Here is a 16,464-nt window from a genome sequence, read left to right on the forward strand (position 1 = left end):
AGACTGCCTAATATCCCATACTTTCATCACTTCAAAAATAGGTAAAGCCTGTTCACAACAGCATTAAGTACCCATTATCTAACGTTAAAACTAACTAAAATTACTGAGTTAATGCTTGCCATGCTTTCACTGCTTCAGCTTGACCATTTTGAGATTTGATATACAGATTTAATAACTTCAGTTCGTTGCTTTGTCTTGCTTCAATCGGTTTTGCTGGCACTTCAATTAAGGAGATGCCTGTTTGCTGACTGCATGCTTTAAAGTAAGCTTTAAACTCACCGACGCTAGTACATGTTTTGCTATCACCTTGATAGGCTTTCACTAAACTATGCACATCAAATTCACTGTCATTACAGTGATAAATAGCGCCATCACCACTTTTGCCTAAGTGAAAAACATTATTACGCATATATACGATAGTAACGTCTGACTTATCCTTTAAAAAATGGATTAGTTCATTTAATTGAAAATGAAAACCACCATCACCAATGATCACTACTGCACGTTCTGCTATTTGTTGTGACTTGATGCGTTGAGCAACCACTCTGGCATAAGGTAATGCTGTGCCCATTGCCCCGTACCAAGGATTAGTAAGCCAAGAGCGACCAAGTATTGATTGACGAACTTTCAAACTGTAACTGGCAAAATATGAATTACCTACTTCAGGTAGATAAACATAGGTACTGGCATCTTGTGCCTGTAAGTCATTGAGTGTTTGTGCCAAGTTATTGAAATCAATATCGTCTTCACCATTGGCTAATTCATTACTTTCAAGCTGTGGCGACAGCGCTGTTAAGCCTCTTTGAGATGGCGCTGTAAACTCGAAGGGGATAATATTTTGCTCCATCAAGCGCTCAAAAATAGCGATAAGGTCTTTCTCTAATAGTGAACCGCCTTTTAACAGTGTTTTATTGTCAAATCGCTCAATTTTATGGGTACCAGTACCAAAGGCAATATTACTGTCTTGCGGGAATATACTGGTAGCAATATCAATAACATAATCAACTTTTTGTTCAATGTACTCACGGCCAGTTGTTTGAGTAAAAATACCATTATAAGCACCTAAACATAATGGTGCGTATTCATCAAAAAGCCCTTTAGCAAACCAAGTAGTGGCATAGGGAATATTAAATTTATCCGCAAAACTAATAATCAAATGTTTAAGTTTTTCATTGTGCTTTAGGCGATCGCCTAAGTAGAGCATAGGTGCTTTGGCTTGGGCCAATTTATCTAAAATATTATCAACAATTAACTCTGTCCCCGCTAAAATATTACTTCCGCAGCAAATATTATCCAATGTGCTTGGTAGCTTAATGGGTTGGGTTTTAGCAAAGACTTGGTCGCGTGGTACTTCAATAAAAACGGGCTGCTTATTCTTATACGCTTCACTGACAATTTGATAAAAACGTTGTCCGGCAAGATTAGGATGTCCTTCTACGCGCTGTCCTTGTAAACGCTCTACACGCATACCCAAGGCAGAAAAAGCTTCTAAAGCATTATCATATTCAGCTTTCCATGAGGCATTGGGATGAATAGTGTGATGAATAGCTACTTGATTCACCTCACTTTCTGCAGGAGCACCTGAAATAAAGACAACAGGTAATCCCTCAGTGACCGCTAATGCGGCAGCACTGGTACAAGGTAAGCTACCAACCATATAAGTTGTTAAACAAAACCCCATACCGTCGACTTCAGCCTGAGCACACGCTGAAAATCCTGCATGCATTTCATTACTTGAGGGATTAATTTGAATGCCTTCGCCATGCTCATTAACACTAAGAGCTGCTATTAAGTTAGCCGCAAAATCGCCACCAACACCATAAATATGTTGGCCACCAAAAAAGCGAATAACATCGCTCATGGTTTCGCCTAACGTAGGTAGTTTCTCATTGTAAGCTTTGCCAAAGTTCATTTCATACGACATGATTTTAATCTCTCTTATAAAGTTTATCTCTGTACTTTAAAGGGCTATTAAACAACCAATATGATTAAGATCATCTTTTATGATCTTTAGATAAAATCACTTTGAAGCCGTGTGTGCAGTCTTTTTTACAGTTTTTGTAAAGGTGTAATTGGCGAATGGCCGTTCAATTAATTTTGATTTTAGTCGAGGGTTAAAACTGAGGTAGGGTAATACCAATCGGACTAATTTATTGATCACTTAGCGAGCATTAAAAGGCTTAGAGGCAAGGCATTGATTGAAGAGAATGGTTATTCAGGAGAATGTGCTCCTGCATTCTCTAATAAGCTGCATCCATGCAGCGTCCTTGTCAAAATCAATAACGCCGCATGTAAGCCTTTACTTTTTATTAGGTACTAGTCCTTCGGAAGCCCATTAGCAAACTGATAACATCACAAAATTAGTGAAATATAGAGTGACTATGTTTAACTCATTTTGCTTGTTTTAAGCTCGCTAGTGTAGCTCTAAGCTGACTAATACATTAATCCGTTTGGTATAAATCTGATAGAGAAGTGAGGAATGCTCATATTCAAAAAAAGCATTCCTAGCGTATCAATAAGTATGGCGCTTTTAGATGAGATTAAATTTTCTCAAACAACATAACAAAGCGATCAGTTTTGCGGCGCAGTTCAGGAACAAAAACTAATTTAGAGTGATCATCTGCATTGTTTTCTAATATTTTGGAGGTTTTAACTAATTTAAAACCACGTTTTTCCAAATCAGCTTTAACGAAGGCGCTATCAATTCTATGCAGTGACTTAACATCACGAATACCACTATTTTCTGTTGCATCATGGTCGATAACTAATAATTTTCCGCCTGACTTTAATGATTTAAGTACTTGCGGCATCACTTCATCTGCCGTGAAGTTCCAACTATCTTCTTTGAAAAACATGTCATGGAAACCCAACACTAAAAAAGCACTATCATACGTATTTTCACTCAGTTTTAAGTCATCGGCTTCACTGAGTAAATAAGTAACATTTTTTAATCTGTCATTGGCAAGCCTAACTTTTATCGATTTTTCGGCATACTTAAGGTATGCCTTAGGTATTTGTAAGGTAACTTCGCCTTTCTCACCAACAACTCGGGAGAGTAGTTCAGAATAATAGCCTCCTCCCGCTAACAGATCGAGTACCTTGTCACCCTTTTCAACACCGACAAAATCGATGATTTGTGCAGGTTTTCTGCCAGTATCTTGCTGGGTATCATCATCACTTCGACCTGATAAGTCGAGTGAACCGGCTAAAAGTGATGCACTAAAAGCGAATAAACTCATTGCAGAAAGTACCGCTAATGTAGTGGTAACTTTCCCTTTAAATGTCTTCATACTCATTGTTATGTCCTTTGCAGTTATTAAAGCACTTACTTTGCTTTTATTATTAGTATTAAGTTTAATACGTTGCGAAAATTTCACAATTAAATGCATCGACAACGCCTGAAATAAGCTAACAGTCTATAACAGAGTTTTCTTTGAGCAATAAGTAACTTGTTTCAAAATATGTAACAACTCGGTAGCGCATGTTGATTTAGTGCAGATTAGGTGCAGGGAGTACTTCAATTCGATTTCGACCATTTTCCTTCGCTAGATACATAGCTTTATCAGCATCATTAATTAGTTGATCTAAGTTTTTATGTCGTTCACTGAGCATGGAAATACCAATACTTAAGGTCACGCAAACTTCTTTATCTTCTATCGCCACGCAATGCCTAGCGAGTGAATTCTGTATGCGGTTAGCTGTTTCAATACCACCAGCTATATCGCAATTTGGCAATACAATAATAAATTCTTCACCACCATATCGCGCTAGAAAGTCAATATCTCGTATTTCTTGACCACAAATATTACAAATATGAATTAACAACTCATCACCAAATAAATGACCAAATTCGTCATTCACATTCTTAAAGAAATCACAATCTAATAGTAATAACGTCAATTTATTTTTACTTCTCATTGCCCGTGAGAATTCCATATTTGCACGCTCAAAAAGGGCGCGACGATTGGCCACTTTAGTGAGAGGATCAGTCCTTGATAACTGCTCTAAGACATGTGTTCTTTCCTCCACTATTTTTTTCATTTCTGTTAGAGAAATAGTAGATTCACTTAATTTTTCATTCATGGTATTAAACGCATCAGCGATACTATCAAATTCTTGTGAATGATGAGAAAGCTGTATATTTTGATAGTCACCACTGTGGTTTTTTTCAAAAGCACATTTCACTTCAGTCAATGATTTTCTGACTATATAGGTCAAGGTAAAAGCGCCAAATAGCAAAGCGAGTATGCTGACAGCAGAAACTGTAATAATAAAAATAGCTTGGTTTTTAATGGTGTTGTAAATATCTTTTTGTGCAATTGCTGACAAGTGTAAGGCCTCTGATCGAATAGCTTCTAGCTGTGTCATCAACTTTGCTTTCAAATGCGTTTTTATCACTTCGCTGGCATTTTTTAGTTTGTTTTTATTGATCAGAGTAAAAAGGTTTTTCAAACTTTCATTTTGACTTTGAAGACTGTTTTGGATAGTTAGCTGTTGCTCTGTTAATTTGGGTGATGATTTGAGTAGCGCTGTTAGTTTTACCTCTAACGATTGCCAATCATTAATACTGTAATTACTGTCATAAATATTATCATTAGCGACCAACTGCTTTAATGTATTTGTCTGGTTAGTGAGTTGTTGCGCATAATGATTTCGACTAAAAGCCAGTTCTATCGCCTGTGATGACCAGATGACACTACCAAGTAACAAGACAAATAATAAACAACAACTTAGGGTGAAAAAAAAGATACGTTGCAACAAACTGATATTCATCGTAAACCTTCCTTTATTGGGGGATATTTACCGCATTAGGAATAACTTGTAACATAGCTCTACTGTCAATAAAGTGCTCGATATTAGGAATTTCATTAAATTGAGTCATCTGGGTCGCAACAGCCCAAATGGCTTGTGATTCAACACTTAACATTAAAGACTGGTTGAGCCCAAGTTTGAATATATAATCGGACCATACCCAATCAATAAACTCAGCTGAAAGTTTAAGTTCATTCATCACTATTTGTTTAGACTCAGAAGGGTGAGAAGCAATGTAATCAATGGCAATACTCAGCCCTTGGACAACACATTTTGCCTTTTCCACCAGTAAATTATCTGCAGTGACAGAAATCAAATTGAAACTTAAGGAGTTCAAACTTTTAGTGTTATGTATATTAATTTGGCCATTAAGCAATTGAGCGCTTTGAAACCCAAAAGGTTCCCAAGGCACAAAGGCATCAATATCATTGTTTATAAAGCCATTCATTAACTGTTCTGGTTTATAATGATGAAGATCTACATCTTCTATGGTTAAGCCTTCAAGCGCTAACAAAGTACTCAAGAAATATTCACTTGCAGTACCTTTAGTTACGCCAATTCTCTTCCCTTTAAGATCCATGGTTGAGTTTATTTTTTCGGAGGTTCTAGTAATAAGTTTGACATCATTATCAGATTGAACAAACATTGCATGAGTGACAAAGGCTTTGTTCGCCAAGCTTTGAAAAGCAATAACTGAGTCTGAACTCGTACCGAAATCAACATCACCATTCATGACTTTAGCAAATGCCCTTTGTCCACCAACAACTTCATCAAATTTGACACTAACGCAAGTTTCATCAAAGGCTCCTATAGCCTTAGCAACATAGAAAGGCGTTGATAACGGTGTTTTAGAAACCGCAATAATTAGCGGATATTTTGGCTGCTGCCAATGAGATTCAAAATTGGAATAAAGCCAGACAACACTGATAAATACAAGCAGTGTGATCAAAGACAAAGTAAGGTTTTTATTAATCAAAATAATCAATACAACATAAAGGTTTTTTTAAGTATAGAAAGAATTCGTGAAATAGGATCATTGTACTGCTATTTACTTGTACATCAGTAACCCCTTAATGAGTGCTACGCATACACTTAAAAAGCCCTAAATCCACGTTCGTGCCTACCTAATGATATGACATCTAAGTCATCAATCTTTTTTACACCTAGTCCACTTCAATATTCATCACATGTACATCGTATAAATTACACTTTCTAACAGTTTTTCGACACTTAGATTACTGATTTACACAGTAGCATTGGTCAGAATTAGTCCATACCTCATGCATCTTACACCGAGAAAAAGACAGGGAAGCTAGAAATGAAAGCAACATCCACCACTAGTATGGCAAGTTCACTTTTAATGTTAATAGCGGCAATGCCTGTCACGACATTGGCAGCAACAGAAGAAAGTTCAGAAAAAAAAGCAAAAGCTCAAGACATTGAAGTTATCGAAGTCACCTCAAGGCGTAATCAAGCCAATAGTGAGATGACTGAACAAACTGAACAGTTAATGAGTGTTGCCGGTATTGGCAATGACCCATTAAGCGCCGTTTATAGTTTACCCGGTATTGTTTATGCTGGTGGTGATACCGGTTCACCGGCAGTGCGCGGGTCTTCTCCTGAAGATAATGCCTTTTACATTGATGACATGCCAGCAGGTTACATATTCCATTTATTTGGCGACAGTATTTTTAATGAAAATCTTATTCAAGATTTCACCTTACATCCAGCGGCATTTGGCAGTGAATATGGCAATGCCACTGGCGGTGTTTTTGATGTGCAATTACGCGATCCTCGACAAAAAGATATCACGACTACCGTTGATTTAAGCATGCTCAAAAGTGGCGTTATGGTCGAAGGTGAAACCTTTGAAGACCAAGCTTTCTACGTGTCTTATCGTCGTAGTCAGATCCACTTATTTTTACCTGAAGGTGAAGAAGACGAAGGATATACGGTATTTAAAGCTCCGATAAGTGAAGATTATCAGGGTAAATATCAGTGGCTCATTGGTGATGCTCACAAACTTACCTTAAGTGCTTCAGGTGCTAGTGATACTGGCGGCATTAATATTTCTGAAAATTCAGAAGAAGGTCGAATTGACCCAGATAGTGTCGGTGATTTTAAAATAACGACCAAATTTGATAGCCAAAGCCTTTCATGGCAATACTATGGCGATGAAGAAAAAATAATGCAGTTAGTCGCAGGTCATACGGTCAATACAACTGATCAGATTTTTGGTAAAGGGCAGTTTATCAAAGTTGATGAAGAATCCTATAATGTGCGTTTTTCATCACAAATCACCTGGCTTGATAATCATAAGTTAGGTTTTGGCTTTGACTACAGTAAATCAGATGTTGATTACAGTTTCGATATGATCCCTTATTACTGTACAGAAAATGATGCCGACTGTAATGAAAACAAAGGTGATCGCATTCAAGATGTTGCCACCCTCACCGATGAAGATATAGCCGTTTATGTTCATGATATTTGGCAGTTAAGTGATGCTTGGCAGCTGACTGTTGGCCTAAGAGCTGAACGTAACGATTACACTGGCCAAAATTTTGTTCATCCTAGGTTAGCCTTAGATTGGTTCGCTACTGATGACTTAACCTTTAAGGCAAAGGCAGGTACCTATAGCCGTTTTCCTGATGTTGATACCGCGTTAAATAAACTTGGCAACCCAAAGATAAAATCACCGCAAGCAACGCATTACTCATTAGGTGTTGATTATGATTTAAACAGCATTTGGTTCACTTCAGTTGATATCTACCATAAAGAGCTAACTAAACTGCCCCGCTCTGTTGATGAAAATACCGCTGTACAGGATGCTGAGGTGCACTATACCAATGATACCTCAGGCGATGCGCAAGGGGTTGAATGGTTAGTTAGACACGAACGACATAATGGCTGGTTTGGCTGGGCATCCTTAAGTTGGTCGCAAAGTCAACGTACGGATGACTTGACTAATGTCACTGCTGATTACTACTTAGATACGCCTCTGGTCGCCAATGTAGTTGTCAATTATGAATTAAATGAACGTTGGGATTTTGGTTTGCGTTTCACTCTGCGCAGTGGCGCAAAATACACACCTATCGTTGGATTACGTGAAAACCCTGACTATGAGGACCATTTTTTACCAACATATGGTGAGTTAAATGCCAAAACACTACCGGTATATCATCGCTTAGATTTAGAAGCTAATTACAAGACAAACTATTGGGGCTACGACGCGCAATGGACTTGGGCTATTATCAATGCCATGGCACAGAAAAATGTCTCAGGTTACTACTACGATCCTAGTGATAACGACAGCCTGACTGAATACAATGTCTCAGGTGAAGAAGATATCGGCGTATTTCCCTACATTGGTTTAAAGATGACTTTTTAGTCAGACGTTAACTCACTGCAAAGTTTTTCACAGCACACTTTACAGGGTAACGGGTTTAAGTTTACTTACACTTTTTAAACAATAAAAATGAACCGCTAAGCACAAGTAACATTTACACCGTGGTAACATATGATTACTTTTTGTAAATACGCTTTGTGCTTTGCTATGTCCATTAAAAAAAATAATATCAGACTACTACAGAATCAAAGCTTTTCTTGGCTATTTGCCATTAGCTTGTTGGTATTTAGCTCCTTAAGTTACGGGCAAGATACCGGTGTCAGTCAAGAGAACGATGCCAACAAACCCGTTATTAAAGATGATTTTGAATGGCAAATTATCCTAGATCTCTCTTTAATTTATGATCCTACAATCATAGCTGGCATTGAACAGGAAAAATTATCAGAATATCTTCTGCCAGGCTTGTTGGTTGATATTTCTTACAAAGGTTTTTATTTACAAAGCAATCAAAGACGTTCCCATGTACTACTTGGCGGCACTGAGCTAGGTTACCAACTGTTTATTGAGGAAAACTGGCAACTTGACCTAATACTAAAAGCTTACATGCAAGGTTACGATTCTGAATCATTGATTGAGTATGGCGGCGGCGATGCAGAGTTGCTAGCAGGATTAAAAGAGCGAGAAGTAACTATTGGTGCAGCGATACGTTATTCCCAGTATTTTGAAGATGCCTTATTTCGTATTGATTTTGCTTATGGCAGTTCAGGTGAAGATGAAAACGAAAATCATGTCGGTGGTCTAATTATTGACAGCTTCTACAGCTATTTATTACCCTACAAAAACTGGGATATCTATTTAGGCGCAGGTTTAAGTTATTTTAGCCAAGATATTATTAATTATTATATTGGTGTTAGTCCTGATGAAGTATTAGCAACAAGGCCTGAATATGATGCTGAAGCAGGCTTTAGAGCGCAAGCTGAAGTTTATGCGCAATATCCTGTATCAGAAAGTTGGTCTTTTCATACTGGCATCACCCACAGCTATTTTTCAAAGAATGTGAAAGAAAGTCCTTTGGTTGATACTAACCAAACCACCCAAGTTACGCTTGGAGTGATGTATGTATTTTAATGTTGGCAAAGGAATTGCCATTGTTTTGCCAACACTGCTTTACTGCTTACTGGTGTGTAAGCAAGTTAGTGCAAGTGAGCTAACAGTTACGAACGATAACGAAGTAGTTTTTACTGCCCTACCCCAGCAGTGTGTAACCTTAAGGCAAGGTCGTAGTTGTTTTGCCACTGTAGAATTGCAATGGCAATCACCTTCAAAACAAAGTTTTTGTTTATATCAAGAAGGTGAAGAGAAACAATTAGGGTGTTGGAAAAACAGTAACAATGTTCAGATAAAAATAGACTTTGAATCAAACAAAAGTGTTAAGTATCAGTTACGTAAAGAAGTTAACAATAAGATCGTAGCCGAAGCTCAAGTTGAAGTGAGTTGGCAGCATAAAAATACCGCGCGTAAACGTCGTTGGCGACTATTTTAGCAGTAGGTTACCTGTGAACAAGCGCTTTAATTAAGCGTATGATTACCAATAACAATAGTATTAAAACACAGAACTATTTTAAATATTTAGACCCCTTATAAATGCAGATAAAGCATGGTTTAACACAGTAGGAAAAGCAAAATGTACAATATATTATTGGTTGAAGATGACATTAGCCTTGCCGACTGGGTGTCTGAATATTTAACCGAGCAAGGCTTTAATGTTACCCATGTTGCTCGTGGTGATTTAGTCATTGATGTCATCAAAAAAAACACCACCGATATAGTGTTACTTGACGTTATGTTGCCGGGATTAAATGGTATAGAAGTATGTCGCCTTATCCGCCAGCATGAACAAAGTAAACAAGTGCCGATTATTATGTTGACCGCCCGCGCCGATGAATTTGATGAAGTAATAGGTTTAGAAGCTGGCGCTGATGATTATGTGATAAAACCGGTTCGTCCCCGCGCCTTACTAGCGCGAATAAATCGTCAGTTAAGCCATAATGATAAAGTAGAACCTGATCTCAATGCCCCACTAATTTTTGGCGAACTGACCATTAATCAAGAAGCGAAGCGTGTGCTTTATCAGGGAAAAGAGGTGGAGTTATCCACCAGTCTATTTGCTTTTCTCACTTACCTGGCACAGCATGCGGGTAATGTTGTTGATAGAGACTCTGTTTTTAAAGCCCTTAAAAAGCGTGAATATGATGGCCAAGATAGACGCTTTGATGTGATGTTATCCACCTTACGTAAGCTCTTTAATGACGATCCACAAAAGCCACAAAAATTTAAGACGATTTGGGGTAAAGGCTATTTATTTGTTAGTGATGCTTGGCAAGATAATTCTCAAGATAAGCCAGCGTGCGATATTGAAGAATAACCATGCGTAGTCTCTATATTAGTATCATTTTTACCGTCTTAGGTTCGCTATTTTTTATCGGCTGGGGATTAGATGAACTAGTAGAATACTCAACTGAAGATAAAGTAACTGAAACACAAGGCACTATTGTATACCGTCAACTGCTCGACGGTTTATCAAGTGAACTTAGCTCGCTTAGCCATTCGCAATTAAGCGAAAAAGTTAACCTGTTTCAACAGCATTATCAATTAAAAGCCAGTCTAGCCTCAAGTAAAAACATAGCCTTACCTAGCTCATTAGTTGCAGAGTTAAACCAGCAAGGCGGGTTACTACTTGCTTCAAGTCACAACCAGTATTTAGTAAAAAACATCGCCAATCACCCTGACTATCTATTACGCTTTGAGCTACCCATTGAAACCGTCGACGACGACAATTTCAATTTTTTTCTAACCTTAATCCTCTATGTAAGCATTTGCGGCATATTAATTTTATGGTTAATCCCCTTAACAAGACGCTTATACCTACTAAACAATGCTGCAGCTAAAATTGGCTCAGGACAACTTGATGCCCGTATAGCTAAAAGCCGGTTCTCCTATATTAAAATGTTAGAAAAAAGCTTTAATACTATGGCGGGGAAAATAGAAAACCTGGTAGCCGATAATAAAATTCTTGCTCGCAGTTTATCCCATGACATTCGCACACCAATGTCTTGTTTACGTTTTGGTATTGAAGCAGCACTTGATAGCAAATCAATGGATAAAAAAAATAGCTATTTAACCCGTATGGATAATGAATTAACGCGAATGGAAGAAATGACTTCACTGTTTCTCGATTATGCTTCAATGGAGCGACAAGCGTTAAATCTAAAAAAACAACAAACCGATATCCAAGCGTTAATTGCCTCCGCAATCACTGATTGCCAAGTGCTTGCCACACAAAAAGGCATCGAAATTAGCACCATTTCCCCAGAGAAAGTACTTAGTTATGGGCTAGATTATCACTGGTGTTATCGCGCCATAGTCAACTTAATCAGTAATGCTATTGGCTATGCTGACAGCAATATAGTCATCTTATTAGAAAGTAGTAACAACGCCATTTCCATTACTGTAGCCGATGATGGTAAAGGTATTAGTGAAGATAAGTTGGAGATTATTTTCAATCCTTTCGTAAAACTTGATGCCGATAGAACGCGAGAACAAGGGCACTTTGGCTTAGGCTTAGCGATTTGTAGTAAAGTGATGGATTGGCATCATGGGAGTATTAGCGCCGCTAACGGTACACAACTTTGTGGTGCTAACTTTACTCTATCATTCCCTGTTCATTAGCTAATTAATACAATTATTAGCCGATTTATTGCTTTAAATATTGGCCTTTTAAACCAAGACATAAATCGATAATTGATAAGATATCCTTTAATAAATTTCTTGTTAACGTTAACCTTGAAGCTACATTGAGCCACTAGCTAGTGAGAAAGACTCTATTGAATGCCGATATAAAAATAAGTTTTATTGATAATATTGATAAAATAAGTGCTAGTGATTGGCAGAATTTAAATAACTCACCCTGCCCTTTTCTTCGTTATGATTTTTTTAATGCCCTTGAAAAAAGCGAATCAGCAAGTGCTAAACAAGGCTGGCAAGCCCATCATTTAGTTGCCACCAATAACAATGAAGTGACGGCTGTTATGCCGATGTATTTGAAAAGTCACTCTTGGGGTGAATATGTTTTTGATTGGGATTGGGCTGATGCTTTCAAACGTAATGACATAGATTATTACCCTAAATTAGTCGCCACCATCCCGTTTACTCCCGTTAGTAGTGATAAATTACTAACTTCACAAGGTCAAATGAATGAATTGTTTGAACCGTTAATCGAGCATTGCCAACAAGAAAACATTAATAGCTGGCATATTTTGTATTGCAATGAAATTAGGACGGCTCTGCCTGAGGATGTTTATCAGCGTAATACCGTACAATTTCATTGGTTTAATCGTGATTATGAAACCTTCGATGATTTCTTAAATACCTTCACTTCACGTAAAAGAAAAAATACCCGTAAGGAGAGACTGTCAATCATTGAGCAAGAGATTGACATCCGTCAGCTGAAAAATAACGAAATCAGCCAACAAGATCTCGAGTTTTTTTACTTAACCTATCAACTTACCTATTTGAAACGGGGTCATCAACCACACTTAAGTTATGAGTTTTTTAAGCAAATAGTCGCTGACATGGCAGATAATATCTTATTAATCATTGCTAGCAATGAACAAGAAGATATTGCTTGTGCGCTATTTTTTTATGATGATTCTCAGCTATATGGCCGATATTGGGGCTGCACCAAGCACTATAATAATTTGCACTTTGAACTCTGTTATTATCGCGGTATCGAATTTTGCATTCAAAATAAATTGCAAAGTTTTAATCCTGGCACCCAAGGTGAACACAAAATTCAAAGAGGATTCGAGCCAGTATTAACCTACTCTTACCACTGGGTAAAACATGTACCTTTTAGAATGGCAATTAAAAACTTTTGTCAACAAGAGCAGCAGCATATGCTAACGTATCAAGAACAATGTCAGCAGGTATTACCCTATAGAAAGATATGATGAATAAACCCTTTTCCCAAGCATGTGAAAATAATAAACGGCCAATTTTAAACATACTGTCAGAAGTATTTTCAGAAAATGAGCATATTTTAGAAATTGGCTCGGGAACGGGACAACATGCCGTTTTCTTTGGCCAGCACCTACCCCACTTAACTTGGCAAACCAGTGATTTACCAATCAATCATCAAGGTATTAATTTGTGGCTAGATGAAACGGCTTTATCTAACGTGCAAAAACCTATCGGGATAGATCTGAATAAAGCGTGGCCTATGCCTAAGAATAATCCGCAAGTTGATGGGCTATATACAGCCAATACATTGCATATAATAAGTTGGCCATTAGTGGTGAAATTTTTTGAGGGTATCGCGCAAAACATAGCAGCCAAAGCCATCGTTTGCATATACGGCCCCTTTAAATATAAAGAAAAATACACCAGCGAAAGTAACGCTAATTTTGATCTATGGTTGAAAGACAGAGATATAGATAGCGGCATTCGTGATATCGAAGCAATCTTGTTATTAGCAACTTCTGCGGGGCTTACATTACTAGACGATCATGTTATGCCTGCTAATAATCAGCTATTGGTATTTTCAAAAAGATAGTATTCAATCTACATATAGATTAAAAGTATCACACAGCTTCCCATAAATAATAGATGCCAGTAAGCTTGTTAATCATCCGCTCTAAATAGGCTCCAGCTGGTAAGATTTCCTATCTTTTGTTGCGCTTTTACTTGGTAACCTAAGTGCTGATAAAAGTTAATATTGTTATCAGACTCGGTATTGAGACCAACACCTGTTGAATGTACATCTAACTTTGATAGCTCTTGGAATTTAAGGATTAGGGCTTTTGCATAGCCCTTACCTTGATGATCGGGGTGGGTGCCAATGGAGTCGATGAAGAAGTGTGCCTTACTGGGGTGTGCAGCATCAGCCTGCTGATCATATTGTTCAATGCGACAGCAAGCTTGAGGGCTTATTTTTTTGTAAAATTCAGTTAAGGCGTCATCGCTGCCTTTAATTATCTCTTGTTCACTGGAGTTGCAGCCAAGAGCAACAGCTACCCATTGTTCATTAACTCTCACGCCATAACAGGGCCAATTATTGGCTAAACCGAATTGATAGAATGCTAAGAAAAATTCAGTAATGTGTGCTTCATAGTCATTGCCAGAATCATTGAATAGATAACGCATTACTTCGTAGTCTTTAAAGGAAGCACTAATAATTTTAGCTGCCTCTACAAGGTCAGCTTCTTTAATTAAAAAAATGTTCATAATTAAGATAAACTTCAGATGTTATTTGTATCGATGATAAGTTTAAATTAACTTGTTGGCAAGCGTGCTGAAACTCCTTGCCTAGCTTAAGCCATTGTAATTTAAATTAATAAAAACCATCGACATCTGCTTGAGCATCAAACGGTTACCTCGCATAGTTTTCATGTATTATTGATTAGTGAGAGATAAAAACTATACTCATCGATATCAATAAAAGGAACGTGCTACATGGAATATTTAACCCCTTTACAGAATCTGAAAAATAATGTCAGCCGTCATCCTAATAAAATTTTTCTCCACCAACCAGTCAATCGACAATGGCAAGAATTCAGCTGGGCCGATGTTGATTATCAAGCTCGTTGTATTGCTGCAGCCCTGAAAAGTCAAGGTTTTGAGAGTGGTGCTAAGATCGGTATTCTTTCTAAAAACTGTGCTCAATGGGTTATTACTGACTTAGCCATCATGATGGCAGGCATGATCAGCGTGCCAATTTATCCGACTGCAGAACAAACAAACATCAGCCACATTATTAAGCATGCTGACTTAAGCGCTATTTTTATCGGCAAATTAGATAATCCAGAAGAAGTACAGAGTGCTATTAACGATGATCTATTAAGTATCGCTTTTCCCTATCCTACGCCAGCCACAACAGTACAATTCTCCGACTGGTTAACCGAGTTTGAACCTTTACTGAATGTTCACCAAAACACTATTAATGAAATAGCGACCATTGTTTATACCTCAGGTTCGACCGGTCGCCCCAAAGGCGTAGTATTAAGCTACAAAAACATGGCATCCGTCGCCCAAAACCTCGTTGAACTTTTTAAGCTCTCTAACAATTTTCGCTAAATATCTTATTTGCCATTAGCGCACATAGTAGAGCGCAGTAATGGATATGTAGCTCTTTATGCTGGATTTGAAGTGTTTTTTGTCGAATCACTCGATACTTTTATAGATGATTTGCAATACGCACAACCAACTGGGTTTATCTCCGTACCACGCTTATGGACCATTTTCCAAGGCAATGTCCTGAATAAAATATCACAAAATACAATAGCAATATTATTAAGTATTCCTTTATTAAAGCACTTATTCGCCAAAAAAATCCGCAATGCATTAGGACTAAATAATGCGCAGTGGTTTGTCTCAGGTACGGCGCCAATCGCCCTGTCTTTACTCCACTGGTATGAAAAATTAAACATGCCTATTAGCGAGGGTTGGGGAATGACCGAAACATCTGGTGCTTCTTGCCTAAACTATCCCTTCACTAAACGAGGTTTAGGTACCATTGGTAAACCTTTACCTTGTGTAGAAATGACGTTGTCCGCAGAAGGTGAAATCCTCATTCGTGGCGATGCAGTCTTCACTGAATATTATTTAGCCCCTCAAGCCACCGAAGCGTCATTTTCTAATGGTTGGTTCCACACGGGCGATTGTGCAGTGGTAAATGGGCAAGGGGAATATACTATTATTGGTCGTATCAAAGACAAATTTAAAACCAGTAAAGGAAAATACGTAGCGCCGGTTCCCATTGAAAGTTTACTCTGTACTAACCTCGATATTGAGCAAGTCTGCTTGATAGGCTCTGGTATGAAACAACCTGTCGCATTAATTGTATTAACTGCCATGAAAAATAAACGTGATATTGAGCTCGTCAATCGTTTAAAAAACACATTAAGCAACGTTAATGCCGAACTAGAAAGCCATCAAAAAATTGACTATTTACTTGTCTGCGACGAAGCTTGGAGTGTAGAAAATCATTTACTGACGCCCAGCATGAAAATTAAAAGAAATATTATCGAAAAAAAATACGATGCACTTACGACTAAAGAATTTTCTGATCTTGTTATATACGAAGAAGATATGTTCTAAATAGACACCGTTATATGCGATTGTAAACAAGGTAATATTTAGTTAATTAAAATATAATAGTCTCTATGTAAAATCACCTAGCATCAGAACTCATATACAGTTATTGTCGCTTTGCTGATAAAATACTTACTAACTTTCGAAGGCATTTGTTC

The 16,464-nt window shown here is 37.7% G+C and carries 13 protein-coding genes and 1 pseudogene; 9 read left to right on the forward strand and 5 right to left on the reverse strand.

Annotated features, from left to right (window positions below):
* Positions 1-100: 100 nt before the first annotated feature.
* From CXF79_RS16885 to CXF79_RS16900, 4 genes are all read right to left on the reverse strand, one after another.
* Positions 101-1,924, reverse strand: coding sequence for a thiamine pyrophosphate-dependent enzyme (locus CXF79_RS16885; RefSeq protein WP_232769226.1), 1,824 nt, complete (start codon positions 1,922-1,924; stop codon positions 101-103).
* A 616-nt stretch (positions 1,925-2,540) separates the two neighbouring features.
* Positions 2,541-3,296, reverse strand: a complete 756-nt coding sequence (locus CXF79_RS16890) for a class I SAM-dependent methyltransferase (protein WP_232769227.1) — start codon at positions 3,294-3,296, stop codon at positions 2,541-2,543.
* A gap of 193 nt (positions 3,297-3,489) precedes the next feature.
* Positions 3,490-4,773, reverse strand: a complete 1,284-nt coding sequence (locus CXF79_RS16895; protein ID WP_101156708.1) for a sensor domain-containing diguanylate cyclase — start codon at positions 4,771-4,773, stop codon at positions 3,490-3,492.
* Positions 4,774-4,786: 13 nt separating this feature from the next.
* Positions 4,787-5,788 (reverse strand): ABC transporter substrate-binding protein, encoded by a 1,002-nt coding sequence (locus tag CXF79_RS16900; RefSeq protein WP_232769228.1) that lies wholly within the window; start codon positions 5,786-5,788, stop codon positions 4,787-4,789.
* Between the two features lie 342 nt (positions 5,789-6,130).
* On the opposite strand from CXF79_RS16900, the gene CXF79_RS16905 reads away from it, so the two are divergent.
* From CXF79_RS16905 to CXF79_RS16935, 7 genes are all read left to right on the forward strand, one after another.
* A complete protein-coding gene (locus tag CXF79_RS16905; protein ID WP_101156712.1) occupies positions 6,131-8,200 on the forward strand; it encodes a TonB-dependent receptor in 2,070 nt (689 codons plus the stop codon).
* Positions 8,201-8,365: 165 nt separating this feature from the next.
* Positions 8,366-9,286 carry a MipA/OmpV family protein gene (locus CXF79_RS16910; protein ID WP_232769229.1) on the forward strand — a complete coding sequence of 307 codons (921 nt, stop codon included), beginning with the start codon at positions 8,366-8,368 and terminating at the stop codon, positions 9,284-9,286.
* A complete protein-coding gene (locus CXF79_RS16915) occupies positions 9,276-9,701 on the forward strand; it encodes a DUF3019 domain-containing protein (protein ID WP_101156716.1) in 426 nt (141 codons plus the stop codon). The genes CXF79_RS16910 and CXF79_RS16915 overlap by 11 nt, the downstream gene beginning before the upstream one ends.
* A 141-nt stretch (positions 9,702-9,842) precedes the next feature.
* Positions 9,843-10,583, forward strand: a complete 741-nt coding sequence (locus CXF79_RS16920) for a response regulator (RefSeq protein ID WP_011041531.1) — start codon at positions 9,843-9,845, stop codon at positions 10,581-10,583.
* Between the two features lie 2 nt (positions 10,584-10,585).
* A complete protein-coding gene (locus CXF79_RS16925; RefSeq protein ID WP_101156718.1) occupies positions 10,586-11,887 on the forward strand; it encodes a sensor histidine kinase in 1,302 nt (433 codons plus the stop codon).
* Positions 11,888-12,027: 140 nt separating this feature from the next.
* Positions 12,028-13,167, forward strand: a complete 1,140-nt coding sequence (locus CXF79_RS16930; RefSeq protein ID WP_232769230.1) for a GNAT family N-acetyltransferase — start codon at positions 12,028-12,030, stop codon at positions 13,165-13,167.
* A complete protein-coding gene (locus CXF79_RS16935) occupies positions 13,167-13,769 on the forward strand; it encodes a DUF938 domain-containing protein (RefSeq protein ID WP_011041528.1) in 603 nt (200 codons plus the stop codon). The genes CXF79_RS16930 and CXF79_RS16935 overlap by 1 nt, the downstream gene beginning before the upstream one ends.
* 68 nt (positions 13,770-13,837) lie before the next feature.
* Here CXF79_RS16935 and CXF79_RS16940 read toward each other — a convergent pair whose 3' ends face one another.
* Positions 13,838-14,440: a GNAT family N-acetyltransferase gene (locus CXF79_RS16940; protein WP_101156720.1), complete on the reverse strand. Its 603-nt coding sequence runs from the start codon at positions 14,438-14,440 to the stop codon at positions 13,838-13,840.
* Positions 14,441-14,668: 228 nt separating this feature from the next.
* Between CXF79_RS16940 and CXF79_RS16945 the strand changes: the two are divergent.
* Both CXF79_RS16945 and CXF79_RS23925 read left to right on the forward strand, forming a co-directional pair.
* Positions 14,669-15,805, forward strand: a pseudogene (locus CXF79_RS16945) (AMP-binding protein); the annotation flags it as partial.
* A 75-nt stretch (positions 15,806-15,880) separates the two neighbouring features.
* Complete coding sequence (locus tag CXF79_RS23925) at positions 15,881-16,312, forward strand: hypothetical protein (protein ID WP_442871901.1); 432 nt, start codon at positions 15,881-15,883, stop codon at positions 16,310-16,312.
* Positions 16,313-16,464 lie beyond the last annotated feature (152 nt).

It is taken from the genome of Colwellia sp. Bg11-28, from assembly GCF_002836245.1.
In the GTDB taxonomy this organism is placed as follows: Bacteria; Pseudomonadota; Gammaproteobacteria; order Enterobacterales; family Alteromonadaceae; genus Colwellia; species Colwellia psychrerythraea_A.

Excerpts from the sequence above, each read along its gene's own strand:
- CXF79_RS16885 (WP_232769226.1), bottom strand. The coding sequence starts at position 1,924 with ATGTCGTATGAAATGAACTTTGGCAAAGCTTACAATGAGAAACTACCT.
- CXF79_RS16890 (WP_232769227.1), bottom strand. The coding sequence starts at position 3,296 with ATGAGTATGAAGACATTTAAAGGGAAAGTTACCACTACATTAGCGGTA.
- CXF79_RS16895 (WP_101156708.1), bottom strand. The coding sequence starts at position 4,773 with ATGAATATCAGTTTGTTGCAACGTATCTTTTTTTTCACCCTAAGTTGT.
- CXF79_RS16905 (WP_101156712.1), top strand. The coding sequence starts at position 6,131 with ATGAAAGCAACATCCACCACTAGTATGGCAAGTTCACTTTTAATGTTA.
- CXF79_RS16910 (WP_232769229.1), top strand. The coding sequence starts at position 8,366 with ATGTCCATTAAAAAAAATAATATCAGACTACTACAGAATCAAAGCTTT.
- CXF79_RS16915 (WP_101156716.1), top strand. The coding sequence starts at position 9,276 with ATGTATTTTAATGTTGGCAAAGGAATTGCCATTGTTTTGCCAACACTG.
- CXF79_RS16920 (WP_011041531.1), top strand. The coding sequence starts at position 9,843 with ATGTACAATATATTATTGGTTGAAGATGACATTAGCCTTGCCGACTGG.
- CXF79_RS16925 (WP_101156718.1), top strand. The coding sequence starts at position 10,586 with ATGCGTAGTCTCTATATTAGTATCATTTTTACCGTCTTAGGTTCGCTA.
- CXF79_RS16935 (WP_011041528.1), top strand. The coding sequence starts at position 13,167 with ATGAATAAACCCTTTTCCCAAGCATGTGAAAATAATAAACGGCCAATT.
- CXF79_RS16940 (WP_101156720.1), bottom strand. The coding sequence starts at position 14,440 with ATGAACATTTTTTTAATTAAAGAAGCTGACCTTGTAGAGGCAGCTAAA.